Annotated in this window: 25 protein-coding genes; 14 read left to right on the top strand and 11 right to left on the bottom strand. The window is 68.9% G+C overall.

Going from position 1 to position 22,021, the window contains the following annotated elements:
• The first annotated feature begins 81 nt into the window (after window positions 1-81).
• Window positions 82-672: a thymidine kinase gene (locus tag BJY17_RS01890; RefSeq protein WP_179549879.1), complete on the top strand. Its 591-nt coding sequence runs from the start codon at window positions 82-84 to the stop codon at window positions 670-672.
• A gap of 30 nt (window positions 673-702) precedes the next feature.
• On the opposite strand, the gene BJY17_RS18865 is transcribed toward BJY17_RS01890, so the two are convergent.
• The 3 genes from BJY17_RS18865 to BJY17_RS01905 form a co-directional block, all read right to left on the bottom strand.
• Window positions 703-1,320 (bottom strand): GNAT family N-acetyltransferase, encoded by a 618-nt coding sequence (locus BJY17_RS18865; RefSeq protein ID WP_322789717.1) that lies wholly within the window; start codon window positions 1,318-1,320, stop codon window positions 703-705.
• A gap of 83 nt (window positions 1,321-1,403) precedes the next feature.
• Window positions 1,404-2,828, bottom strand: a complete 1,425-nt coding sequence (locus BJY17_RS01900; RefSeq protein ID WP_179549881.1) for a CCA tRNA nucleotidyltransferase — start codon at window positions 2,826-2,828, stop codon at window positions 1,404-1,406.
• Window positions 2,829-3,040: 212 nt separating this feature from the next.
• Window positions 3,041-3,421, bottom strand: a complete 381-nt coding sequence (locus BJY17_RS01905; protein ID WP_179549882.1) for a winged helix-turn-helix transcriptional regulator — start codon at window positions 3,419-3,421, stop codon at window positions 3,041-3,043.
• Window positions 3,422-3,523: 102 nt separating this feature from the next.
• Between BJY17_RS01905 and BJY17_RS01910 the strand changes: the two genes are divergently transcribed.
• The 7 genes from BJY17_RS01910 (at window position 3,524) to BJY17_RS01940 (ending at window position 10,300) form a co-directional block, all read left to right on the top strand.
• Window positions 3,524-4,900 carry an MFS transporter gene (locus tag BJY17_RS01910; RefSeq protein ID WP_179549883.1) on the top strand — a complete coding sequence of 459 codons (1,377 nt, stop codon included), beginning with the start codon at window positions 3,524-3,526 and terminating at the stop codon, window positions 4,898-4,900.
• Window positions 4,901-5,040: 140 nt separating this feature from the next.
• Window positions 5,041-6,450: an APC family permease gene (locus BJY17_RS01915; RefSeq protein WP_179549884.1), complete on the top strand. Its 1,410-nt coding sequence runs from the start codon at window positions 5,041-5,043 to the stop codon at window positions 6,448-6,450.
• Between the two features lie 88 nt (window positions 6,451-6,538).
• Entirely contained in the window at window positions 6,539-7,681 is a 1,143-nt protein-coding gene (locus BJY17_RS01920; RefSeq protein ID WP_179549885.1) for a 3-oxoacyl-[acyl-carrier-protein] synthase III C-terminal domain-containing protein, read from the top strand.
• Window positions 7,678-8,379: an iron-containing redox enzyme family protein gene (locus BJY17_RS01925; protein ID WP_179549886.1), complete on the top strand. Its 702-nt coding sequence runs from the start codon at window positions 7,678-7,680 to the stop codon at window positions 8,377-8,379. Before BJY17_RS01920 ends, BJY17_RS01925 begins: the two co-directional genes overlap by 4 nt.
• Window position 8,380: 1 nt before the next feature.
• On the top strand, window positions 8,381-9,232 hold the full coding sequence (locus tag BJY17_RS01930; RefSeq protein ID WP_179549887.1) for a DUF6999 family protein: 852 nt from the start codon (window positions 8,381-8,383) through the stop codon (window positions 9,230-9,232).
• 53 nt (window positions 9,233-9,285) lie between these two features.
• The gene (locus BJY17_RS01935) at window positions 9,286-9,663 is read left to right on the top strand and encodes a DMP19 family protein (RefSeq protein WP_179549888.1); all 378 of its coding nucleotides are present in this window, start codon (window positions 9,286-9,288) and stop codon (window positions 9,661-9,663) included.
• Window positions 9,664-9,739: 76 nt separating this feature from the next.
• Entirely contained in the window at window positions 9,740-10,300 is a 561-nt protein-coding gene (locus tag BJY17_RS01940; protein ID WP_179549889.1) for a dihydrofolate reductase family protein, read from the top strand.
• On the opposite strand, the gene BJY17_RS01945 is transcribed toward BJY17_RS01940, so the two are convergent.
• Genes BJY17_RS01945 through BJY17_RS01955 form a run of 3 tightly spaced genes read right to left on the bottom strand, consistent with a single transcriptional unit; the run spans window position 10,297 to window position 12,765 of the window.
• Window positions 10,297-10,986: a VanZ family protein gene (locus tag BJY17_RS01945; RefSeq protein WP_179549890.1), complete on the bottom strand. Its 690-nt coding sequence runs from the start codon at window positions 10,984-10,986 to the stop codon at window positions 10,297-10,299. The genes BJY17_RS01940 and BJY17_RS01945 overlap by 4 nt on opposite strands.
• Window positions 10,983-12,059 carry a sensor histidine kinase gene (locus BJY17_RS01950; protein WP_281371081.1) on the bottom strand — a complete coding sequence of 359 codons (1,077 nt, stop codon included), beginning with the start codon at window positions 12,057-12,059 and terminating at the stop codon, window positions 10,983-10,985. Before BJY17_RS01950 ends, BJY17_RS01945 begins: the two co-directional genes overlap by 4 nt.
• A 10-nt stretch (window positions 12,060-12,069) precedes the next feature.
• Window positions 12,070-12,765 carry a response regulator transcription factor gene (locus tag BJY17_RS01955; RefSeq protein ID WP_179552662.1) on the bottom strand — a complete coding sequence of 232 codons (696 nt, stop codon included), beginning with the start codon at window positions 12,763-12,765 and terminating at the stop codon, window positions 12,070-12,072.
• 141 nt (window positions 12,766-12,906) lie between these two features.
• On the opposite strand from BJY17_RS01955, the gene BJY17_RS01960 reads away from it, so the two are divergent.
• Entirely contained in the window at window positions 12,907-13,494 is a 588-nt protein-coding gene (locus BJY17_RS01960; protein WP_322789718.1) for a M15 family metallopeptidase, read from the top strand.
• Window positions 13,495-13,501: 7 nt separating this feature from the next.
• On the opposite strand, the gene BJY17_RS01965 is transcribed toward BJY17_RS01960, so the two are convergent.
• On the bottom strand, window positions 13,502-14,842 hold the full coding sequence (locus BJY17_RS01965; protein WP_322789719.1) for a flavin monoamine oxidase family protein: 1,341 nt from the start codon (window positions 14,840-14,842) through the stop codon (window positions 13,502-13,504).
• A 106-nt stretch (window positions 14,843-14,948) separates the two neighbouring features.
• Here BJY17_RS01965 and BJY17_RS01970 point away from each other — a divergent pair, with 106 nt between their 5' ends.
• The 3 genes from BJY17_RS01970 to BJY17_RS01980 are packed head-to-tail and all read left to right on the top strand — an operon-like array spanning window position 14,949 to window position 16,223.
• Window positions 14,949-15,215 carry a hypothetical protein gene (locus tag BJY17_RS01970; RefSeq protein ID WP_179549894.1) on the top strand — a complete coding sequence of 89 codons (267 nt, stop codon included), beginning with the start codon at window positions 14,949-14,951 and terminating at the stop codon, window positions 15,213-15,215.
• The gene (locus BJY17_RS01975) at window positions 15,215-15,757 is read left to right on the top strand and encodes an Imm21 family immunity protein (protein WP_179549895.1); all 543 of its coding nucleotides are present in this window, start codon (window positions 15,215-15,217) and stop codon (window positions 15,755-15,757) included. Before BJY17_RS01970 ends, BJY17_RS01975 begins: the two co-directional genes overlap by 1 nt.
• A gap of 13 nt (window positions 15,758-15,770) precedes the next feature.
• Window positions 15,771-16,223, top strand: coding sequence for a hypothetical protein (locus tag BJY17_RS01980; RefSeq protein WP_179549896.1), 453 nt, complete (start codon window positions 15,771-15,773; stop codon window positions 16,221-16,223).
• 49 nt (window positions 16,224-16,272) lie between these two features.
• Here BJY17_RS01980 and BJY17_RS01985 read toward each other — a convergent pair whose 3' ends face one another.
• Window positions 16,273-16,848 carry a TetR/AcrR family transcriptional regulator gene (locus BJY17_RS01985; RefSeq protein ID WP_179549897.1) on the bottom strand — a complete coding sequence of 192 codons (576 nt, stop codon included), beginning with the start codon at window positions 16,846-16,848 and terminating at the stop codon, window positions 16,273-16,275.
• 98 nt (window positions 16,849-16,946) lie between these two features.
• On the opposite strand from BJY17_RS01985, the gene BJY17_RS01990 reads away from it, so the two are divergent.
• Window positions 16,947-17,975 carry an NADP-dependent oxidoreductase gene (locus BJY17_RS01990; protein WP_179549898.1) on the top strand — a complete coding sequence of 343 codons (1,029 nt, stop codon included), beginning with the start codon at window positions 16,947-16,949 and terminating at the stop codon, window positions 17,973-17,975.
• Window positions 17,976-17,984: 9 nt separating this feature from the next.
• Here the strand turns inward: BJY17_RS01990 and BJY17_RS01995 are convergent, their stop codons facing one another.
• The gene (locus BJY17_RS01995; RefSeq protein WP_246303630.1) at window positions 17,985-19,238 is read right to left on the bottom strand and encodes an aminotransferase-like domain-containing protein; all 1,254 of its coding nucleotides are present in this window, start codon (window positions 19,236-19,238) and stop codon (window positions 17,985-17,987) included.
• 45 nt (window positions 19,239-19,283) lie between these two features.
• Here BJY17_RS01995 and BJY17_RS02000 point away from each other — a divergent pair, with 45 nt between their 5' ends.
• Window positions 19,284-19,883 carry a TetR/AcrR family transcriptional regulator gene (locus BJY17_RS02000; RefSeq protein WP_179549899.1) on the top strand — a complete coding sequence of 200 codons (600 nt, stop codon included), beginning with the start codon at window positions 19,284-19,286 and terminating at the stop codon, window positions 19,881-19,883.
• On the opposite strand, the gene BJY17_RS02005 is transcribed toward BJY17_RS02000, so the two are convergent.
• Window positions 19,876-20,994: a hypothetical protein gene (locus tag BJY17_RS02005; protein WP_246303631.1), complete on the bottom strand. Its 1,119-nt coding sequence runs from the start codon at window positions 20,992-20,994 to the stop codon at window positions 19,876-19,878. The two genes, BJY17_RS02000 and BJY17_RS02005, sit on opposite strands and share 8 nt — an antisense overlap.
• Window positions 20,978-22,000, bottom strand: a complete 1,023-nt coding sequence (locus BJY17_RS02010) for a LacI family DNA-binding transcriptional regulator (RefSeq protein ID WP_179549900.1) — start codon at window positions 21,998-22,000, stop codon at window positions 20,978-20,980. The genes BJY17_RS02005 and BJY17_RS02010 overlap by 17 nt, the downstream gene beginning before the upstream one ends.
• Between the last annotated feature and the right edge of the window lie 21 nt (window positions 22,001-22,021).

The raw sequence follows: 22,021 nt of genomic DNA on the forward strand, positions 1-22,021 counted from the left end.
GGGCGACGCCGTCGGTCGGAGAGCGACGGGCCCGGGACATCCGGTCTGTTCCACCTGATGACGGCCTCGTAGGCTCTCTCCATGCGCAGCATCCCGAACGGCCGCCTGCAGGTGGTCTGCGGCCCGATGTTCGCCGGCAAGTCCGAGGAGTTGCTGCGGCGCGTGCGCCGCGCGCAACTCGCCGGACTCGCCGTCGAGGTCGTCAACCACGCGCTCGACGATCGGCATGCCGCGGCCCGGGTGGCCTCGCATTCGGGTCTCAGCATCGCGTCCCGGTCGGTGCCCGATGTGGACTCCCTGGTGGAGCTGGTCGGCGATCGCGAGCTGGACCTGCTCGCGATCGATGAGGCCCAGTTCTTCGGGACGGAGCTCGTCCCCGCGGTGAGCAGGCTGGTGCTCACTGGAATGTCGGTCGTCGTCGCCGGTCTCTGCGTGACGTTCGACGGCCGACCCTTCGAGCCGCTCCCATCGCTCATGGCGCTCGCCGAGGATGTGACGAAGCTCACAGCCGTGTGCGCCGTCTGCGGGCAGGATGCCGTGTTCCATCAGCGGGTCCTCGCCGACGACGTCGCGGACGCTCGCGTCGCGACCTCCGAGCACGTGGGCGGGATCGAGTCGTACCAGGCACGCTGTCGGCAGCACTTCGGCGAACGAGGCCGTCGCCCAGTGTGAAGTGTCACCCGAGTGCTGAACGCGGGAGCGTCAACGCGAGTCGCCGGGCCGGTCGCGCCACTCGGTCTCGGCCAGTGCGTAGACATCCGTGTCGGCCCAGCGGCCCTTGAACCAGATGTTCCCGACCAGGTGCGCCTCCTTGCGCATTCCGAGTCGACGGCAGAGCGCGACGGATGCCGCATTCAGGGGATCCACCTCGGCGACGATGCGATGCAGGCCGATCGAGTCGAATCCCAGCCGAAGCACCTCCATCGCGGCCTCGGTGGCGTACCCCTGACCGGAATACCCGGGGTGGAATGCCCAGCCGATCGCGGCACAGCCGTGTTCGGCACGCTCGAGCATGAAGTAGAGGTCGCCGATCACGCGCGCATCACTCCGGTGCTCGACCGCGAGTTCGAGGAAGTCGCCATCGGATGCGAGGGTCGACTGCTCCGACCATTTCGCGATCCTGGCGGCGAGGGTCTCGCGATCGCGAGGCTCGTAGAGGAGGTACTCGCAGACGTCGGCGCGGGACTGGTAGGCGAGGATGTCACCGAGGTCCGCCTCACGCATGGTACGGAGCCGGAGGCGTTCGGTGAGAGATTCCTCGAACTTGAACGGGAGGCGGAAGACGGGACGCTCGCTCACCTCGCCGAGTCTAGATGGCACTCGCGGCGGAAGACCGTGCACGCGGACGGTGGGCCGTTGTCGTGGATGCCTCCAGGCTTCGAAGAGATGCGCGCCCGAGCTCGCTATCGGGCGAGGCCTTCGTGCCGATCGAGCCACAGTCGGGCACTCTCCTCGTCGTGGATCATCCCGTCGTCCTGCGCTTCGAGCGCTGCCGCGAGGATCGGCTTGAACCCCGGACCGGGCGTATACCCGCGCATGATGAGGTGCTGACCGGTCAGGATGCCGGTTCGGGGTGTCTCGCCGATGGTGGTGTCGGCCGCGACCTGCAACCACAGGTGTGCCGGGCTTTCTTTCGCTGATGGGCCGCGGCCGGCGCAGTCGGCGTCGACGACGCGCGCCCAGTCACGGATGCTCGCACCCGCGCCGTTGGAGCCCAGACGGCGGATCAGGCGCCGCACCTGCGATGGTGAGGGCCGGTCGATGCCGACGTGCGACATGTGCTCGCGCACGATCGGGAGGATGCGAACGACGAGCTGGTGCGGCGCCCCGATGCTGCGGAGGAATGCCGACGCGGGGGCGACGCCGGCGGCGGCGTGCCCGCGACTCGTGATGCGCCCTCCGGTGAGCTGCGTGTGCGTCACCTTGCCGAGATCGTGCACGAGTGCGCCGAGCACCGCCACCTCTCGGTCGGACGCGCTGAGGTCGTCTCGCTCCGCGTTCAGTGCGGCCTGCTCCGCCGCAAGGGCAAGGTGAGTCCAGACATCGCCCTCAGCATGCCAGCCCGGGTCCTGTTGGACTCCGCGGGTCGCGGCCAGTTCGGGGGAGAACCGGATCATGCCGGTGTCGGCGAGGGCCTGCATGGCGTTCGGCCAGTGCGTCCCTCGTCGGGCGAGCTTGCGCCATTCCTCCCAGACGCGCTCGATCGAGACCACCATCCGGAGTCCGCCGGCGCCCACGATCGAGTCGGTCACATCCTGGCACTCGGCGACCGTCTCGGGCGCGAGTCCGAAGCCGAAGCGGCCCGCGAACTGTACCGCGCGAAGCACCCGCAACGGATCTTCGCGGAACGCCGAGGTCGTGTGACGCAGGATGCCGGCCTCGAGGTCGGGGACACCTCCGTACAGGTCGATGAGTTCGCCGTTGATCGGGTCCCAGCCCATCGCGTTGATGGTGAAGTCGCGACGGCCGAACGCCTCCTCCATGCTGAGGCTCGGGTCGACGTGGATGTCGAACCCGCGGTGGCCGGCACCAGTCAGAGAGTCCCGGCGGGGGAAGGACACGTCGAAGTCCTCACCGTCGAGGTTGAGGGCGAGCACACCGAACGCCTGCCCGCGGTGGTCGACGGAGCCGAGCTTCGAGAGCCGATTCGTGAGTTTCCGGATGTCGGTGAGCCCGTGGACCTCGACATCGACATCCTTGCTGGGATGGCCGAGGAGGGCATCGCGCACGAGGCCGCCGACGAGGAGCGGGCGGCCGCCGGCATCCGCTATCGCCTCGACGACGGCAGCGGCTGCCGGCGTCAGGGGCACGAGGTCGATGCTGGTCACGGCTCTCCTGATCGGCGTGGCTTCTCGCAGGACGTTCGCAGGCGAGGCGCCCGTTCGCGATCGGCCAAGTGCGCTAGCTTAGGGCTTCCGGAAGCCGCGCGTCGAGAGCGTCGCCCGATTGAGGTCGTAGAGGCGGCACGCCCTCGGCGTATTGCATCCAGCGCAGAGAACCCGACCCGGTGCGCGCTGGTAGGTACTGCGGCGTTATCCCGTCATTCCGACGGGCTCGGAACCCGGTCGAGCGACGAGCGCTGCTGTTCCGCGTACTGCGTGCCCCAGCGCGTCAACTCGCCGAGCAGCGGCGTCGCGCTGACTCCGAGTTCGCTCAGCCGGTACTCGACCTTCGGCGGCACCTGCCGGTACACCGTGCGCGTGATGAGGCCGTCCTCCTCGAGCTCGCGCAGCTGGCGGGTGAGCACGCGTGACGTCGGATCCTGAAGGAGCCGGCCGAGTTCCCCGAATCGCAGCACCTCGTGCTCGCCGAGGAGGGTGAGGATGCTCGGCTTCCATGCCCCGCCGAGCACGGCGATCGACACCTCGGCGTCACACGAATCGGACCACTCGCGGACGATCCGTTCCGTCTTCTCCCTCATGGAGAGCTCCCTCCTGTCGGCACCTGACAGTATCCAATTGGTAAGTACGTGACAACTCTGTCGGTACTTGCACCTTCTGTCTGTACTTTACAGACTCGTCATGTGACTTCACCCACCGCCATCATCGAATCGCGCTCGACCCTTCGCCTCTGGCTCGCGATGGTCCCACTGCTCCTGGGAATCCTCATCGGCGCGCTCGCGATCAGCAGCGTCTCAACCGCTCTTCCCCGAATACGTGCCGACCTGGCCTTCACCGACACCGAAGGGCTCTGGTTCGTCGACATCTACTCGCTCTCGCTGGCCGCAACGCTCATCGTCGCCGCGCGGATCGGCGACGCGTTCGGTCGGAAGCGGATCGTCCTCATCGGCCTCGGAGGATTCGCCGTGCTCAACGCGGTCGGAGGCCTCGCGGACAACGGGACCCTGCTCATCGTCATCCGTGCGCTGCTCGGTGTCGCCGAAGCGTTCGTCGTCGCCGGAGTGGTCGCCACGATCGGCGCGAACTACCAAGCCAGGGAGCGCGTGCTGGCGTACGGGCTGTGGACGGCCACGTTCGGCGTGGGAAGCGCACTCGGTCCTGTGCTCGGCGGGCTGCTCTCGGACGGACCGGGGTGGCGCTGGCTGCTGCTGGGGAGCGTGCCGATCGCCGTGCTCGCCGGGGTTCTCACGTTCTGGTTGGTCCCGGACTCGCGCAGTTCCCGACCGCAGTCCTGGGACATCCCGAGCATCGTCTCCTCGATCGTCGCACTCGGCGCCCTCACATTCGCGCTGCACGAGGCGCTTGCAGCGCCGGCGTCCGCCGCGGTAGCCGGTGCGATCGCCGTCGTGAGTCTCGTCTTCTTCGTCGCCAGGCAACGACGACTGAGCGAACCGCTCCTCGACATGCGACTGTTCGGGCTGCCGGGGTTCAGCCCCGCCATCGTTCGAGTGCTCATCGCCAGCGGCGTCGCATCCGCGTCCGTCCTGCTCGTGAGCCTGCATCTGCAGGACACGAGGGGCCAGAGCGCCGCGGATGCCGGCCTCGCGATCCTGCCCCAGGCGGCGGCGATCGCGATCGGCGGGGTGGTCGCGCCGATCGCGCTTCGCTGGTTGCGCGCACGGACACTCACGGTCGGAGCGCTTCTCCTGCAGGCCGCCGGCATGGCCTGGCTCGTCACTGACCCGGAGCTCGTCGCGGTGCCACTGGCGTTCGTCGGCCTCGGATTCGGCATCGCGGGAACGCTGGCGGCGACGGCGTTGTTCGAGGCAACCACTGACGACGACGCCGGCCAGGTCGGCGCGATCCAGGAGGTCGGCTTCGCGCTCGGCGGCGGGCTCGGCATCGCCATCCTCGGCACGATCGCTGCAGTCTCAGGCGGCGGATTCGCCACCGCCGCTCTCGTCGCGGCGATCGCGCTCGTCGGCGCGGCGATCCTCCCGCTCGTGCGCCGCCGGACGGCGAGCGGTTCTCGGGCAACGCTCACGCCGGAGGACTCCTGACCTCCCGCCGGTCGGTCGGCCGTCTGCAGCAAGCTCCCCGGGTCCGAGTGCGGTTCCTCCCTCGGCCGCGTTCGGCGCGCCGCAGGACTTGAGCCGGCGAGCCGGATGTGGTCGGCTGGGTTCGGGGAAAGGGGTGCGACATGAACGACGACCCGTCTTGGACCAAGGTCGTGCAGGCCGTCGAGCCGGAGCAGCCACAGCTCAAGCGGGTGCTCGGGCCCGGACTGCTGCTCCTGTTCATCGTCGGCGACATCCTCGGCACGGGCATCTATGCGCTGACGGGTCAGGTCGCCGCGGAGGTCGGCGGCGCCGCATGGCTGCCGTTCCTCCTCGCGTTCGCGGTGGCGACCGTGACCGCGTTCTCGTACCTGGAGCTCGTCACGAAGTACCCGCAGGCCGCCGGGGCGGCGCTCTACACGCACAAGGCGTTCGGCATCCACTTCTTCACCTTCATCGTGTGCTTCATCGTGATGACCTCGGGCATCACCTCGGCGTCGACGGCCTCGCGCGCGTTCGCGGCGAACCTCCTGGTCGCTTTCGGCATTCCGGATGCCACGGTGACGACGATGCTCATCGCGGTCGCGTTCATCGTGCTCATCATGCTCGTGAACCTCCGCGGCGTGTCGGAGAGCGTCTGGCTGAACGTCTTCCTGACACTCGTGGAGCTCTCGGGACTGCTCCTGGTGATCCTCATCGGAATGTGGGCGATCGCCGGCGGCAACGCGGACTGGTCGCGGGTCGTGGCCTTCGAGACGCCCGAAGACAAGGGTGTGCTGCTCGCGGTCAGCACCGCGACATCCCTGGCCTTCTTCGCGATGGTGGGGTTCGAGGACTCGGTCAACATGGCCGAGGAGACGAAGGACCCGAGCCGCATCTTCCCGAAGATGATGCTGAGCGGGCTCGGCATCGCAGCGGTGATCTACGTGCTGGTGTCGATCACCGTGGTCGCGCTCGTGCCGATCGGGCAACTCGTCGGCAGCGAGACGCCGCTCGTGACCGCGGTCGAGGCTGCGGCACCCGGGTTCCCGATCAACGACCTGCTGCCGTTCATCTCGATGTTCGCCGTCGCCAACACGGCACTCATCAACATGATGATGGCGAGCCGCCTGCTCTACGGCATGAGCCGGCAGGAGGTGCTGCCGCCGTTCCTCGGCAAGGTCGCCCCGAGACGACAGACGCCGTGGGCGGCGATCCTGTTCACGAGCGCGTTGGCTGTGGGCCTCATCGTCTACGTCTCCCTCGACGCCGAAGGCTCGATCGTCGCCCTGCTCGGCGGCACGACCTCGCTCCTGCTGCTCACCGTGTTCGCGATCGTCAACGTGACCGTACTGGTGCTTCGGCGGCAGCCGGTCGAGCACAAGCACTTCCGTGCTCCCTCTGCGCTGCCGGTCATCGGCGCGATCACCTGCCTCTACCTGGTGTTCCCGTGGACCTCCGGCCGGCCGGCAGGGCAGTACGGGATCGCGCTCGGGCTCCTGGCGATCGGCGTCGTGCTGTGGATCGCCGAGCGGCTGTACACGGCCGCGCGACGCCGACGCGTCGACGTGTGAGGCCGGCAGCCGGCATCTGACCGACGCACCGTGTGGCCTGTGCACAGGTTTCGAACTGGGGGAGGGCCGGTGCCATATGGTCGTCTCCATGGGTTCGACTGCGACGGCGTATCTCACCGGCTTCGGCCGGTACCTTCCCGGAGAACCCGTCGACAACGACGGCATCGCCGCGCGGCTCGGCGGCGACGATCCGGTCACCGCGCGCATCCGGCGTCGCATCCTCGACGCGAACGGCATCCGGCAGCGGCACTACGCACTCGACGAGCACGGCGAGCCCACCGAGCTCAATGAGGAGCTCGCCGTCAAGGCGCTTCGCGCAGCCTTCGACGACCGGGGCATCGACGCGGCAGACGTGCGAATGCTGGCCTGCGCGACGACGATGGGCGACGTGCTCGTGCCGGGCTTCGCGTCGATGGTGCACGGGCGTCTCGGCGGCGGTCCGATGCAACTGCTGTCGGCGTCGGGCGTCTGCGCCTCGGGGCTCGCTGCGCTCGACGCAGCCGTCAGCAAGGTCAGGCTCGGCGACCATCCGCTCGTCGCCGTCGTGGGTTCGGAGCTGCCGAGTCGCAGCCTGCGGCAGCGCCGCTTCGACGACATCCGTGCCGGCATGGACTCCCATTTCCTCCGCTGGATGCTCTCCGACGGCGCCGGCGCCGTCGTCGTCGAGTTCCAGCCGCATCCGACCAGACCGTCGCTCCGGGTCGACTGGGTAAGACAGGTCTCGCTCGCGCATGAGCACGACGTGTGCATGCGGGCCGGCATGGACGGCATCGAGCCCACCGTCGGCAACACCTGGCAGGATGTCGGCGTCGCCGAGGCCGAAGCGAGCGGCATGTTCGTACTGCGTCAAGATGTCACCGTGCTCGACGAGCTCGCCGACGCCGGAATCAAGCAGTTCGAGGAGCTCGTCGACATCGGTCTCGTCGACGTCCATCACCTCGACCACGTCGTCTGCCACTACAGCACCAATGCGTTCCGCGATGCGGCGTTCGACGGGCTGCGCCGGCGCATCCCGTCGCTCGACACCGACAAGTGGTACTCGAACCTCGAGACCCGCGGCAACACCGGCTCGGCGAGCATCTTCATCGCGCTCGAAGAGGCCTGGAGCACCGGTCGGTTCAGCCCCGGCGAGACGATCCTGCTGGCGGTGCCCGAGTCGGGCCGGTTCTCGTTCGCGTTCGCCCACCTCACCGTTGTCGCCCCACTCGATCAGCAAGGAGCACCGACATGACGACCGACACGACGACCGACTCCACCGACATGCCGTCCACCGACACCGGCACGCTCTTCGAGCGGCTCGGCGAGGTGTGGGTCGAGCTCGAGGAGCACCTCGCTCGGGTCCCCCTACTCCAGCGGCTCGACGACGGCACGGTGACGATCGACGACTACCGGCGACTGCTCTTCAACCTCCGTCAGCAGGTCGTCGACGGCTCGCCGTGGATCTCCCGTGCCGCATCCAACTTCGACATCGAGCACTTCGAACTGCGAGCTGCCGCGATCCGGCACGCCGAAGAGGAGCACCGCGACTTCCTCATGCTCGAACGCGACTACGTCGCGATCGGCGGCTCACTCGCCGACCTGCGCGGGGGCCGCAAGAACATCGGTTCCGAAGCGCTCTCGGGGTACATGTTCCACTACGCGGACCAGCCGAACCCCGTGGGTCTGCTCGGCGCGATGTTCATCATCGAGGGGCTCGGTGCGAAGCGCGCCGCTGGGTGGGCCGGCAGATTCCAGGAGGTGCTCGGCCTCGCCGGCAGCCAGGTGCATTTCATGCAGTACCACCAGGAGGCCGACAGCGAGCACACCGGCGACCTCGAGGCGATCCTCACCTCCGGCATGATCGATGACGCCGCCGCCGACGAGATCGTGCGCTGTGCGCAGGTGGTCGCCCGCCTGTACGCGCTGCAACTCGAAGAGCTGGATCACTGACATGGCGGAGTTCGTCCGTTCGGACCCGAGCATGTGGGAGGCGGTGTACGCCGATCCATCCGTGCCACTCGACCGCGCGCTCGTGCGACTGATCATCGACGACCAACGACGCCTCTCGCGGCGTTGGCTCTACCCGATCGCACGTATCCTGTCGCGCGTGTTGGTCGCGCTCATCTCGATCGTGAAGCGTGTGCTGCCGTTCCGGTGGATGCCGCTCCACACGATGGACGTGCTGTGCGTCTGGTTCCTTCGACGATTCGTGTCGCCCGACGCCGTCGAGCTGCTCATCCGGCACTTCGTCGTCGAGACGAATCTCGTCAACTTCATCATCCGCAACACCCCGGTCGACATGGAACCGGTCACGTTGCGCCCTGAGGCGCTCTCGGGGCTCGGTGATCAGGCCGTCGTCGAGCACGACGTCAACGTCTACGACGTGCTCATCGCGCTCGACGCGGTACAGCTGACGCGGCCCGAGAGGCTCGACTTCACGCAGCTCGACATCCCGCCGCTCGACGCCGAACGACAGCGCCGTCGGTTCGTCCGCCTCGACATCCAGACCGCTCTGTGCTTCATGAACATCCCGTTCTCGATGGCGCTCACGGTCGAGGAATACCGACGTGCGGTGCACTCCATCCGGTTCGACGACTCGTTCCTCGAGATCCTCGCCCTCGTCACCGACGACGACACGTTCCGCCACTGGAAGCTGGCGGGCATGAGCCTCTGGATGGACTCGAACGTCGACGTGCCACGGATGGTCTATCGTCACGCGCTCGTCTGCGAGTACGCGCACGCGCGCCTCGTGAAGTTGGCCGGGGGAGAGTACCCGCGCCAGACCAGCGTCGAGTTCGACTGACGCGAGCGCGGCACCCGATCACCGAGCAATGGCGGAGGTCTAGGATCTGTCGCGTGTGGGACGCCTATGTGGAATTCGGTGAAGCCGATCGATCCAGCCTTCCGATCGGGCAGCAGCGCCTGTACGCAGTCCTCGATCTGAGGCAGGAAGTGAGTTCGGGTGGATTCGACTCCTACTTCCGGTACTGGGGTGGCGACACGGCTGAGATCGCGCTGGACGCGCTGCCCGGACTGCTCGGTGAAGACTGGGCAGTGCTGTTGCGCGACGCGATGAGCCTGATGGGGGCTCCGTATCCGCGCTCGGCGGACGATCGCGCTGCGATGCTCGACGCCGGAGACTTCGACGACGCTCTCGCTGCACTCGACGACCGGCTGTATCGGCTCGAGGCCGTCGAAGACATCGGCGGGAGACTCACCGCTCACTCGACCTGACGGTCGGCATCGCGGGAGCCTTCCCGAAGGGCAGTCGGGGCCGTATCGTCGAACCAGTGACTGAGGAGGGCATCCGATGCGCAGTGTCACCTATTCGATGAGTGCCTCGCTCGACGGCTACATCGTCGGACCCGACGGCGGGTTCGACTGGAGCGTCCCCGATGAGGAGGTGTTCCAGCTCTCCCTCGACGAGATACAGGGCGTCGGTGTCCACCTGCTGGGACGCAAGCTCTACGAGACGATGCTGTACTGGGAGACCGTCGATCCGGGCGACCTCGACGAGTCGGAGCGCGAGTGGACCGCGCTCTGGAACCCGCTCCCGAAGGTGGTCTTCTCCACCACGCTCTCAGAGGTCCAGGGCAACTCGCGTCTGGCCACCGGCAGTGTGGCGGAGGAGATCGAGCGGCTGCGAGGCGAGCCGGGAGACGGTGAGATCGCGATCGGCGGCGCAACCCTCGCCGCCGAGGTGGCTGCGCTCGACCTGATCGACGAGTACCGGGTCAGGGTGTATCCGGTGCTGGTCGGGGGTGGTATCCCGCTCTTCGCCCAGCAGGAGCGACACGTGGATCTCGAACTCCTCGAGAGCCGGACCTTCGCCTCGGGCGTCGTCTTCCTGCGCCACCGCGTGGTGCGCTAGCCGCACGGTTCGCGCAGTCGATCGAGCCGGTCGCGGTCGCCGGTCAACTCGCCCGGCTCCGCACCGGGTGCTCCAAGTGCACCGTGCGCGGAGAGTCCGACGTCACGCGGCGGCGCGAAGCGCACTGGCGACGCGACGACGGCGGCGGTGAGGAGCAGCGCGAGCACGGTCACGAGCGAGCAGACCCGCGTCATGACCGCAAGCGTCCTGGTGCCGAGCCTGCGGCGCACGACCATGAGCAGGCCGAGCCCCACGAGGCATCCGACGGTGTTGGTGATGACGTCGGTGAGGTCGGAGCTGCCGACGGCCAAGACGTATTGGGCGATCTCGAGGCCGAGGCTCGCGCCGGCGATCGTGACCGCGGTCCTCCACCACGGCCAGGCCGGCGCGAGGAGTCCGAGGTAGAGGCCGAACGGGATGAACAGCACGACGTTCGCGATCACCTCCGACGGCGCGCTGGCGCCGTTGCAGGCGCTGGAGACGAACGGGACGAGCTTGACCTGGCGCAGCTCACCGGCGCCGAGGTAGGGCACCTCGAGCTTCCACAGCACGATCCACGTGAGCAGCACCAGGTACAGCGCGAACAGCACGGAGAGCACGATGGGGGGTGTGCCTGGCGAGGCCTCGCCCTCGGCCTCGCCTTCGCCGATCGGCGTCGACGGCCGCGGCCGCTCCTCGACGCTCATCGTGCCGGGGCCGACGGTTCGGCGGGCAACTGCACCGTCACGCGCATCCCGCCCTCGGGTCGGGCGACGATGGTGAGCGTGCCGTCGTGCGCCTGGGTGATGCTCTTGACGATCGCGAGGCCGAGCCCCACGCCCCCGTGGTCGCCGCGAATGCGTTCGGTGCCCCGCTGGAACGGTTCGGTGAGCGTGGCGATCAGCTGCGGCGGGAGTTCGTCGCCCGTGTTCTCGACCGTGAGGGCGGCGAGCCCGCCCTCGACGGACGTCGTGACCTTCGCGGTGCCGTGCTCGAACAGGTTGTGCACGATGGCGTTGTGCAGCAGGTTGGTGGTCAACTGCAGCAGCAGCGCGCGGGAGCCGAGCGTGAGTGCGATGTCTCCGGATGTCTCGACCATGACGCCGCGCCGCTCCGCGATCGGCAGCAGCGTCTCGACGGCCTCCTCGGCGAGGAGGGAGAGGTCGACGACCGTTCGGGTGAACGACCGCTGATCGGCCCGGCTGAGCAGGAGGAGCGCCTCGGTGAGGTCGATCGCGCGGGAGTTCACCGTGCTGAGACGGTCGATGAGTGCGGGGCTGACGTGATCGGGATCGCTGCGCGCGACCTCGAGCATGGTCTGCGTGATCGCGAGCGGGGTGCGCAGCTCGTGGGAGGCGTTGGCCGCGAATCGCTGCTGTTCGGCGACATGCGCCTCGAGCCGTGCGAGCATCGCGTCGAAGCTGTCGGCGAGTTCGCGGAACTCGTCGTTCCGGCCCTCCAGATCGATGCGGTACGAGAGGGACCCGTCGGCCGCCTTGCGCGTGGCCTCCGTGATGCGATCCAGCGGCACGAGCATGCGGCCCGCGAGGAACCAGCCCCCGACCAGCCCGAGGACCAGCAGGAACAGCAGCACCACGGTCACCACCGGACCGAATGCCCGGATGAGATCGCCCTGGCCGGGCACGAAACCGCCGATCGTCTGGACTGCATGAGTGGGCACGTAGCGCAGGAGGTAGAGCCATACGGCGGCCAACAGCAGCACGCTCGCCACCATCAGGAAGCCCGCATAGCTGAGGGTCAGCTTGAGTCGGACGCTCATTCCCGGAGCCCTACTCATGCCGACCGGCCTCGCCCTGAGCGGCCGGCCCGATGTCGATGCGGTAGCCGACGCCGGGCACCGTGGCGATGATCCAGGGCTCGCCGAGTCGTTTCCGCAACGCCGAGACGGTGATGCGCACGGCGTTCGTGAAGGGGTCGGCGTTCTCGTCCCACGCCCGCTCCAACAGCTCTTCGGCACTGATCACACCGCCCTCCGCGGCGACGAGGACCTCGAGCACGGCGAACTGCTTGCGGGTCAACGCGACGTATCGGCCGTCGCGGTAGACCTCGCGGCGGAACGGGTCCAGACGCAGCCCGGCGATCTCGCGCACCGGCGGGCGATTGTGCGCCCGTCTGCGGTCGAGCGCTCGAAGCCGGAGCACGAGCTCCTGCAGTTCGAACGGCTTGGTGAGGTAGTCGTCGGCACCGATTCCGAATCCGGATGCCTTGTCATCCAGCCGGTCGGCCGCCGTGAGCATCAGGATCGGCATCCCGCTGCCGGAGGCGACGATGCTCGCGGCGATCTCGTCGCCCGACGGCCCGGGGATGTCGCGGTCGAGGACGGCGATATCGTAGGTGTTGATGCTCAACAGCTCGAGCGCCGTGTCCCCGTCGCCGGCGAGATCGGCCGCGATCGCCTCCAGGCGCAACCCATCGCGGATGGCCTCCGCCATGAAGGGTTCGTCTTCAACCACCAACACACGCATGCTGGCAATGCTAGGAGCCACCACGTATCGCGGGCGTATCCGAAACCGGATACGGGCGGGCAACACGGGGCTGCGTTGACTGGCGGCATGAGTCACCATGCAACATCTCGAAGTCGGAATCGCAGGATCCTCTGGGCTGCTGTGGTCCTCATCGCGATCGTCGTCGCGGTCACGATGATGGTCGGATCCCTCGCCCGATCGTTGGCAGCGACATCCGCCGGCCCAGCTGACACGCTGCAGGGTGGCGCGGCGATGGCCGGGGCCGACGGCGTGGTCACCGAGGCCGACGGCGCGATGCCGGATGGCGTGTCCGCCTTCGACGAGCAGCAACCCGGCGTCGTCAACCTCGACCCCGACCTGCTGCACGCCCTGCGTGAAGCGGCGGTGCATGCCCGTGAGGACGGCATCGAGGTCGTCGTCAACAGCGGCTGGCGCTCGCCGGAGTACCAGGACCGGCTCCTCGGCGACGCCGTCGCCGACTACGGGTCCGAAGCGGAGGCCGCACGATGGGTCGCCACCGCGGAGACCTCTGCGCACGTCGCCGGGGAGGCGGTCGACGTCGGGTCGTACGACGCCATCGACTGGCTCTCCGAGTACGGAGCCGGGTACGGCCTGTGCCCGATCTACGACAACGAGCCATGGCACTTCGAACTGCACCCGGAGGCGATCGACCAGGGATGCCCGGCGAAGTACTTCGACCCCACGGAGGATCCGAGGATGCAGCAGTGATCTTCGGTCAGTCCGCCCACACCTCGTCGATCGAGATCTCGCGGCCCAGGATGTTCGACGCCGCCCGGTGCCCGGAGTACATCGCCGCAGGCACCGTCGCCGGGTCATCCGTCCAGGTCGCCTCGCCGGCCAGGTGGAGGACGCCGCCGACGGGCGTCGCGAGGTCGTCGTGGTCGGCCGTCGTGGAGCCGACCGTCATGTAGGCGTACGAACCACGCGCGAACGGGTCATCCTGCCACGCCGTGATGTGCACGGCGCTCGGCTCCTGCACGCGCTCGCCGTAGAGCCTGCGCAACTGTGCGAGCAAGGATTCGACGACTCGCTCCTCGTCCCAGGCTCGAGTCGTTCGAGCGGTGGGTCCCGCCGCGAAGGTCAGCAGCGTGGGCGTGCCGTGCAGGTCGGTGAGGTCGTACCAGGAGTGCCACCAGCGACTCTCGGGCCCCTGCTGACGGATGGCGTAGACCCCGTCGTCCCAGAACTTCGTGGGGAACCGCAGGAAGACCTTCTCGAACGCGTTCATCTCGAGTCGGCCGAGCGCACCCGCCACGGGGTCGGGAAGCGGCGGCTCGACGACGAACTCGGGCGAACGCAGCACGCCGACCGGCACTGTCACCACGGCGTCGCCGGCCGTGAACACGCCCCGGTCGGTCGTGACGACGACCCCGTCTGCCGACCAGCTCACGTGGGACACGACGTGCTCGAATCGGATGTCGAGTCCGGCCGCGAGACGATCGGGCAGCCGGTCGTATCCTTCGGGGAACACGACCTCGACACCGTCGATCGAGTCGTCGTCGAGACCGTGCGCGGCGAGATCCTCGATCCACGCCCCGTACTGCTCCTCCGACCGATGCTCGAGGAACTCGCGCACGCGCTGGGTGCGCTCGGCGTCCCAGTGCTGGGCGGCGACCACCGCGGCGAGCGCCGCCTCGGTCACGTCGCGGTACGAGGCATCCGGGTCGGATGCCGCCACCGCCTCGACGAGCGCAGCATCGACCGTGCGGATGTCGCCCGCGAAACGCTGCGCCGCAGCATCCGCGAGTCGCTCGCCATCGGGGCCGTAGTACGCGATCGGGCGGCTGTCGGGCTGATACCCGCCCACCGTGAACTCGACCATCGGCATGTCGAACGCCGCGGCCGCCGCGGCGACCGGGCTGCCCGTGACGCCGTGGATCCACGAGGCGCCGAGGTCGGTGACGAGCCCGTCCCCGCGCTCGGTCCAGACCCTGCCGCCCACCCGATCGCGTGCCTCGAGCACCACGACCCGGCGCCCGGCTCTCGCCAGCAGTCGAGCGGCGGTCAGGCCCGCCACCCCCGCACCGATCACGACTGTGTCGACCTGGTCTCTCACCGATTCTCCTTCGAGCGGATGCCGCATGCCCTCCGACGCTATCGGTCGACACCGCCGAGCGTGACATCGCCATCGACCTGCAGGCGTCTCCGAGTGAGGATGGAGCATGGACTTCATGGAGATCCGCTTCGACGGCCGGCTCCCGGTCGACCGGGACGACGTCGAGGACGAGCTGAACGAGGCGCTGGAAGGCGTCGGCGAGGTGAGCGGCGCCGGCTCCGGTGCGTTCGGCGCGCACCTCGATGTCGACGTCGATCCCGCGGCTGAGCGCGACGAGGTGGTGAGACGCGTGCTGGGCGTGCTCGTCGGACTCGGGCTGTCCGGGCTGGCACGGATCCGCCCGGGCGACGGCACGGAGTGGATCGACGTCTGATGAGCGACGAGACGAACGTCGCATGGGTCGGAACGGGGGGCGGGCCGTTGATCGCCGTGCCCGAGTCGGTGCTCGAGGCCTGGACCGGGGCGGACGATGAGGACGAGGATCTGGACGACGACGACGACGCCGAAGCGGAGCGCAGCGACTACGGGCGTGCCTGCGCGGTTGCCGGGTACGCGGGGGTGATCGACGTCGGCGGCACGCCCGCCCTCGTCCTCGGCGACGACCCGGCCCCCACGACCTTCGTCTCGGAGCGCTCCCTGTTCCTCCGCAGGCTGGCCGCCGACAGCGAGGAGGCCGCGGCGGGCGCGCTCGGGGGGGCGATGGAGGTTGCCGGGTGGGAGGAGGCGACGCACTGGGACGTGCCCGGGCCCGTCGTGCTCTTCGACGCGGCCTTCTCAGCGGAAGATCTCGGCAGCACGTCGTCGCTGCGCGTCGATCTCACGCCCGGCCGCTACCGGGTCGAGACCGCCTCCGTCGAGCCCGACGACGACACCTGGCTTCTGCTGGTCAGGCTGTCTCCCGCGCCTCCGCTGTGACAGGGTGAGGTGCATGATCATCGACGTTGTTCCCCCCGAAGGCGTGGGGCCGGTCCGAATCGGCATGACCATGGATGAGGCGGAGCGCGCGCTCGCCGAGATCGACGGCCACGATCCGCAGTCGGGGTTGCCTGCGGTCTACGACAGCGGCATGTCGATCGAACTCGAACCCGCCCCCGGCGGAACGGTGGGCGCGATCGAGGTGTCACGCCCCTACGGCCCGGTGCGCGTCGAGTACCGCGGCATCGACCTGCTGGGCACGCCGGCCGCGCGAGTCGTGGAGCAGCTCTCCGAGTTCACGGAGCTCGAAGAGGACGAGGGCGGCCGCAGCTACGTGGCACCGGCGCTCCTGCTGTCGCTGTGGCGCCCGTTCGTCGACGACGAGAACCCCGACGAAGAGCAGGGTCACTACTTCCAGTCGGTGCTCGTCGCGCCGCCGGGCTACTACGACGGACCGAATGGCTGAGTGCCGACGACGCGTGCCGTTCGGTTGACGGCCGCCCGTGCACGGAGCGTCAGTCGACGAGTCGCCGCGCGGCGTCGAGGCTGCCGAGCGCCGCGCCGGCATCGACGCGGGTGAGGGCGAAGGTCGCGACGACGAGGGCCGTGCAGGTCTCGGCGAGACGATCGACCTCGCCGGTGGGGCGATCGGGGTGTCTTGCGGTGACGCCGTTGCGGATTGCCGCGTGCAGTTCGGCGCGATAGGCGGCGACCGACTCGCGGACGGCCGCGTCGTGGGCGATCGGTGCGCCTGCGGCGTTGATGAGCAGGCAGCCGTTCTCGGCGTGGAACGAACCGGCCTGCCCGAGCGCCGCCCGAAGTCCCGTGAGGTACTCGACGATGGCATCGGGGGAGACCGGCTCGGTGATGAGGGGGCGGATCCTCGGGCGGACGACCTCGTCGAGGTAGCTGTTCACGGCGGCATCGAACAGCCCGCGCTTGCTGTCGAACGCGTTGTAGATGCTCGACCGCTTGAGCCCCGTCGCCGCTTCGAGGTCGGGAATCGACGCGTCTTCGTACCCGTGCTGCCAGAAGACGGTACGCGCGGCGCGAACGACCTCGGCGGTGTCGAACGTCTGCTGGCGACCCATGTGCCGGCTCCCTTTTTTGCGGAACGGTCAGTCCAGTATATATTAGAACGATCGTTACATGAAACACGGCCCACGAGGCCGGGAAAGTGAAGCAGCACGTGTCGAACGCGACCAGCACGCACATCCAGCTCATCGCCCGCCCCGAGGGGTGGCCGACTCCGGCCGACTTCCGGGTCGCCACCGTCGCGTACGGCGAGCTCCAGCCCGGGCAGATCCGCGTGCAGAACGAGTTCGTCTCGGTCGACCCGTACATGCGCGGTCGCATGAACGACGTGCGCAGCTACGTCGCGCCGTACGCCCTCGGCGAGACCATCGCCGGCGGGGCGATCGGCCGTGTCGTGGCATCCGAGGTCGAATCGTTCCCCGTCGGCAGCGTGGTGCTGCACCAGCACGGCTGGTCGGACCTGGTGCAGCACGACGCGACGACCTTCCGCGTCGTGCCCGAGATCCCGGGGGTGCCGCTGTCGTTGTACCTCGGCACGCTCGGCATGACGGGGCTGACGGGCTACGTCGGCCTCACCGCCATCGCGGGCATGAAGCCCGGCGACACCGTCTTCGTCTCGGGCGCCGCCGGTGCCGTCGGCACCGCTGCCGGTCAGATCGCGAAGCTGCTCGGAGCGGGCCGGGTCATCGGCTCGGCCGGCTCGGCCGAGAAGGTGCGCCTGCTGACCGAGAAGTACGGCTACGACGCCGCGTTCAACTACAAGGATGCCCCGGTGCGCGAGCAGCTCGCCGAACTCGCCCCCGACGGGGTCGACGTGTTCTTCGACAACGTCGGCGGCGACCACCTCGAGGCCGCCCTCGACGTCATGAACGACGGCGGCAGGATCGCACTCTGCGGTGCGATCACGAGCTACAACACGACCGAGAAGACGGCCGGACCCGACAACCTGGCGAACATCATCACCCGCGGGCTGTCGGTCGAGGGGTTCACGCTCGCGGCCTACCTCCACCTCGCGCCGGAGTTCAACGGCAAGATGACCGGCTGGTTCTCAGAGGGGCGCATCGCCTACGACGAGACCATCGTCGACGGCATCGACAACACCGTCGACGCGTTCCTCGACATGATGCGCGGCGCGAACACCGGCAAGATGCTCGTTCGGGTCGGCGGCCCGTCCGCGAGCTGAGCACGACCGTCACGGCTGCGCGAACGATCGCTCCAGGCGGCTCATCCCTTCGCGGATCGTCGCGGGTTCGTAGGTCGTGAACGAGAGTCGCATCGTGGAGGCATCCGGCCGCTCCGCATAGAACGGGGCCCCAGGCACGTACGCCACGGACTGCTCGATCGCCGAAGTCAGCCGGCGCGTGCTGTCGTGGCCGGTCGGCAGCGTCGCCCAGACGAACATCCCGCCGTGCGGGGTGCTCCACGTGCTCCCGGCCGGGAGCGTCTGCGGCAGGGCCGCGAGCATCGCGTCCCGGCGCTCGCCGTAGGCCGCACGGATGCGGTCGAGGGCGGTCTCGAGGCCGCCAGCGGTCAGGTAGTGCGCCGCGGCGGCCTGGTCGACGGTTGACGTGTGCAGGTCTGCGGACTGCTTCGTGACGACGACCGCGGAGTGCAGGTCCGCCCGGGTCCGGATCCAACCGAGTCTGAGGCCGGGGGCGAGCACCTTGGAGAAGCTGCCGACCGTGATGACGTGTTCGTTCGTCAGAGCAGCGAGGTACGGCAGCGGATCACCCGAGTAGCGCAGTTCACGGTACGGTTCGTCCTCGATGACGCGGAAGCCGTGTCGGGCCGCGAGACCGGTGAGGCCGTCGCGTGTCGAGCGCCCGAGCGAGCCGCCCGTGGGGTTCTGGAATGTCGGCACCGTGTACATGAGCTTCGGGCGGTGCTGCTCGGCCAGTACGTTCAGCGCGTCGAGATCGATGCCGTCGGCGGCCATGGGCACGCTGACGATGCGCGCCCCTGCCATGGTGAAGGCCTGGAGCGCCGCGAGATAGCTCGGCCGCTCGACGAGCACCACGTCGCCCGGGTCGAGCAGTGAGAGCGCCAGCAGGCTGAGGGCCTGCTGCGATCCCGTCGTGATGAGGATCTCGTCGCGCGTCGTCGGCAGGCCCTGGGCCGTGTAGCGGTCGGCGATGAACTCGCGCAGCACCGGATTGCCTTCGCTGGTCGAGTACTGCAGACCGCCCGGTTCGGCCAGCGCCGCGTCGAACGAGCGCCGGAGGCCGTCGAGGTCGAAGAGTTCGGGGGCAGGCAGGCCCCCGGCGAACGAGATGACGTCGGGGTTCTCGGTCAGCGCGAGGAGATCGCGCACCGGCGACCGCGTCGTGCCGCCGGAGCGTTGGGAGAGACGGGGGAGTGGAGCGTGCATGGACACCTCGGCGGAGTGCGGGAACGTCAGGATCTGGAGGCCGTCGTGATCGTGTCCCCGGCCGGGCGATTCCGTCATCGTGGTCGGATGCGGGCTCGTGCTTTACGGTACAGAATGTATCGTATGGCGGCAACACCGTTGGGACGGCCTCGACACGAGAGCATCGATCGGGCGATCCTCGACGCGGCGGCGCGCATCATCGAGGTCGAGAACTACCGGGCCCTCACGATCGGCCGGGTGGCCCAGGATGCCGCGACGACGCGTGCCGCCGTGTACCGGCGATTCCGCACGACCGCAGAGCTCGCGATCGCGGTGCTGAGCGACCGCTTCGGCACCGATCCGGGCGTGGACACCGGGGACCTCGAGACCGACCTCCGCACGATCCAGCGCCATCGGCTGGAGCTGTTCACCCACCCGCTCATCGTGCGCGGTCTCCCGGGCCTGATCGACGACCTCTCGCTCCAATCCGATGCCGCGCGGCGCTTCTCCGAGGAGTTCCTCGGCCCGCGGCGCACCGCGACGACGCGTGCCGTGCAGCGTGCGATCGATCGCGGGGTCGTCGACGCCTCCGTCGACGTGGAGTGGATCAGCGACCTGCTCACCGGGCCGTTGCTCATGCGCGCGCTGCTCCCCGGGCTGCAGACGATCGACACTGCGCTGATCGAGCACACGATCACCGCGGCGCTCGCCGAACTCGACGGGCCCGGTCCGCGCCTCAGGTGACGGCGTCTTCGATCATCGAGTACACGCCGATCAGGAACACGAGCAGGCCGCCCACGATCCAGAACCACTCGACGCGGCGCCTCATCCGTCTGCCCTGCTTGGCGACACCGGGTGGTGGGCGGCGGATCACCGGAGCGCCCTCGGCCGACGACGTCACGTGGGTGGAGCCGAGTCGTTCGTCGCGCCAGCGCTCCCATCGCGACACGCGCTCGGTCAGTGCGTCGACGACGGAGAACAACCACACCCAGGTCGCCGGATCGAGCGTCGAGAGGTCCTTGCGCGAGTACAGGAACAGGTGGTCGTCGACGATCTCGACATCGAGTTCCGCCACGGTGTCGATGAACGCGGCCATCACGTCGGGCGTGAACAGGTAGAGCGCGTCCGACTCGTACCCCTCGGGGCAGGAGAGCTCGAAGTACCGGTCGAAGTCGCCTTCGAGGCGCAGTCGCTGACTCCGGGCGAACTCGATCGGCAGGTTGCGGCGACCGAGCGCGTTGTTGCCCTTCGCATCGAGCACGATGTGCGGCAGCGATGCCGGCAGCCGGACAGCGACGTATCCCCATCGGTGGCGCTCGCGGCCCTTGCCCTCGCCCGTCGTCGAGTGATGGTTGGCGATGGAGACGGGATGCCTCCCGCCCCGCGCCACCACGTCGTAGGCGCGCTCCGTGCCGCTCCGCGTGAAGATCATGCCCGGGAGCTGCGGGCCGGGCTGCACCGGTGCATAGGTCATGCCGTTCGCCGCTGCGAATCGGTGCAGGCGGTACTGGCGCCGACCGGTGCGCCGGACGAGGCTGCGAACGAGGAGCACGGTCGACACTCCGACGAACCCGAGGTAGGGCAGCAGCAGGAACCATGCCGCGAACGCTTCGCCCGGGTCGGACGGCGACAGCAGGTCGTCGCCGAGCAGCGAGGCCCAGAACGCGAGCAGCACGAGGGCCGCGACGAGGAGCACCCCAGTCGGCCAGAAGACCGCGGCGAGGCTCGGCCGGATCGATGCCGGCAACCGCGACCGGTACGCCGTCAGCGACGCCCTGTCGATGGGCTGCTCGAGGGCCGTCGTGTCCGGGCGCACCGCCGTGGACGCCGTTCCGCGCTCAGCCACGGCCTTCATGCCGTCGGCTCGGGGCGGGCGGAATCGCGGTCGAGCTGCGGATGATGAGTTCGGGCTCGAAGAGGAGTTCGCCGCGATGCACGGCCCGGTGCTTCAACAGGCGCGTCATCACCGGCACGACCGCCTCGGCCAGTCGCTCGAGCGGCTGCCGCACCGAGGTGAGCGGCGGGTCGGCGTAGTCGAGCGGGTAGACGTCGTCGTAGCCGACGATCGAGATGTCCTCCGGAACGCGCAGCCCACGTCGTCGTACGACTCGGACGGCTCCGAGCGCGATCTCGTCGCTCGCCGCGACGATCGCCGTCAGGGGCGAGTCATCGAGCAGCGCGGTCGTCGCCGAGATGCCGCCTTCGATGCTGTACTCATGGCGCACGACGTGGAACGGGCCGTCGTCACCGCGCATCCGCAGCGCGGCGATGAAGCCCTCCACACGCAGCTCGCTGGGGCGGTTGCCGACCGGCCCGGCCGCCAGCCCGATGCGGCGGTGGCCGAGGCGCCAGAGGTGGTCGACCGCGAGCTCCGACGCCATCAGGTCGTTGGTCGAGAGCCCAGGCGCCGGCACGCCGGGGAAGTTGCCGTTGATGCACACGAACGGGATTCCTCGACTCGTGAGCAGGCGATGGACCGCCGGCTCCGCCTCATCGAGGGTGTTGCTCGCCGACACGAAGACCACGCCGACCGCCCCGGCGTCGACCATGGCGCCCACGAAGTCGAGCTCCTGGGTTCCGCCGACCGGCGCGGAGCAGATGACGGCACGAAGCCCCTGGAGGCCCAGAGCTGCGGCGATCCGATCGGAGAGGTGCGCGAAGAACGGATCCCGGATGCCGGGGGTCACGAGCAGCACCAGGCTGCCGTGCGTCGGTCGCGTGTAGCCGACGCGGCGCATCGCCTCCTCGACGACGCGGCGCGTCTCAGCGGCGACGACGGAGGGATTGTTGACCACCCTGCTCACCGTCGCCTCGCTGACTCCGGCCGCCTCGGCGACGGCGCTCAGCCCGACCTTGGCCATTCGGTTCCCTTCCGACGCGAC

Origin of the sequence: Agromyces hippuratus (assembly GCF_013410355.1) — a bacterium.
Classification (GTDB): Bacteria; Actinomycetota; Actinomycetes; order Actinomycetales; family Microbacteriaceae; genus Agromyces; species Agromyces hippuratus.

Bases quoted from the DNA above. Each gene is read 5' to 3' on its own strand.
- BJY17_RS01890 (WP_179549879.1), top strand. From the start codon at position 82: ATGCGCAGCATCCCGAACGGCCGCCTGCAGGTGGTCTGCGGCCCGATG.
- BJY17_RS01905 (WP_179549882.1), bottom strand. From the start codon at position 3,421: ATGAGGGAGAAGACGGAACGGATCGTCCGCGAGTGGTCCGATTCGTGT.
- BJY17_RS01915 (WP_179549884.1), top strand. From the start codon at position 5,041: ATGAACGACGACCCGTCTTGGACCAAGGTCGTGCAGGCCGTCGAGCCG.
- BJY17_RS01920 (WP_179549885.1), top strand. From the start codon at position 6,539: ATGGGTTCGACTGCGACGGCGTATCTCACCGGCTTCGGCCGGTACCTT.
- BJY17_RS01925 (WP_179549886.1), top strand. From the start codon at position 7,678: ATGACGACCGACACGACGACCGACTCCACCGACATGCCGTCCACCGAC.
- BJY17_RS01930 (WP_179549887.1), top strand. From the start codon at position 8,381: ATGGCGGAGTTCGTCCGTTCGGACCCGAGCATGTGGGAGGCGGTGTAC.
- BJY17_RS01940 (WP_179549889.1), top strand. From the start codon at position 9,740: ATGCGCAGTGTCACCTATTCGATGAGTGCCTCGCTCGACGGCTACATC.
- BJY17_RS01945 (WP_179549890.1), bottom strand. From the start codon at position 10,986: ATGAGCGTCGAGGAGCGGCCGCGGCCGTCGACGCCGATCGGCGAAGGC.
- BJY17_RS01950 (WP_281371081.1), bottom strand. From the start codon at position 12,059: ATGAGCGTCCGACTCAAGCTGACCCTCAGCTATGCGGGCTTCCTGATG.
- BJY17_RS01955 (WP_179552662.1), bottom strand. From the start codon at position 12,765: ATGCGTGTGTTGGTGGTTGAAGACGAACCCTTCATGGCGGAGGCCATC.
- BJY17_RS01970 (WP_179549894.1), top strand. From the start codon at position 14,949: ATGGACTTCATGGAGATCCGCTTCGACGGCCGGCTCCCGGTCGACCGG.
- BJY17_RS01975 (WP_179549895.1), top strand. From the start codon at position 15,215: ATGAGCGACGAGACGAACGTCGCATGGGTCGGAACGGGGGGCGGGCCG.
- BJY17_RS01980 (WP_179549896.1), top strand. From the start codon at position 15,771: ATGATCATCGACGTTGTTCCCCCCGAAGGCGTGGGGCCGGTCCGAATC.
- BJY17_RS01985 (WP_179549897.1), bottom strand. From the start codon at position 16,848: ATGGGTCGCCAGCAGACGTTCGACACCGCCGAGGTCGTTCGCGCCGCG.
- BJY17_RS01995 (WP_246303630.1), bottom strand. From the start codon at position 19,238: ATGACGGAATCGCCCGGCCGGGGACACGATCACGACGGCCTCCAGATC.
- BJY17_RS02000 (WP_179549899.1), top strand. From the start codon at position 19,284: ATGGCGGCAACACCGTTGGGACGGCCTCGACACGAGAGCATCGATCGG.
- BJY17_RS02005 (WP_246303631.1), bottom strand. From the start codon at position 20,994: ATGAAGGCCGTGGCTGAGCGCGGAACGGCGTCCACGGCGGTGCGCCCG.
- BJY17_RS02010 (WP_179549900.1), bottom strand. From the start codon at position 22,000: ATGGCCAAGGTCGGGCTGAGCGCCGTCGCCGAGGCGGCCGGAGTCAGC.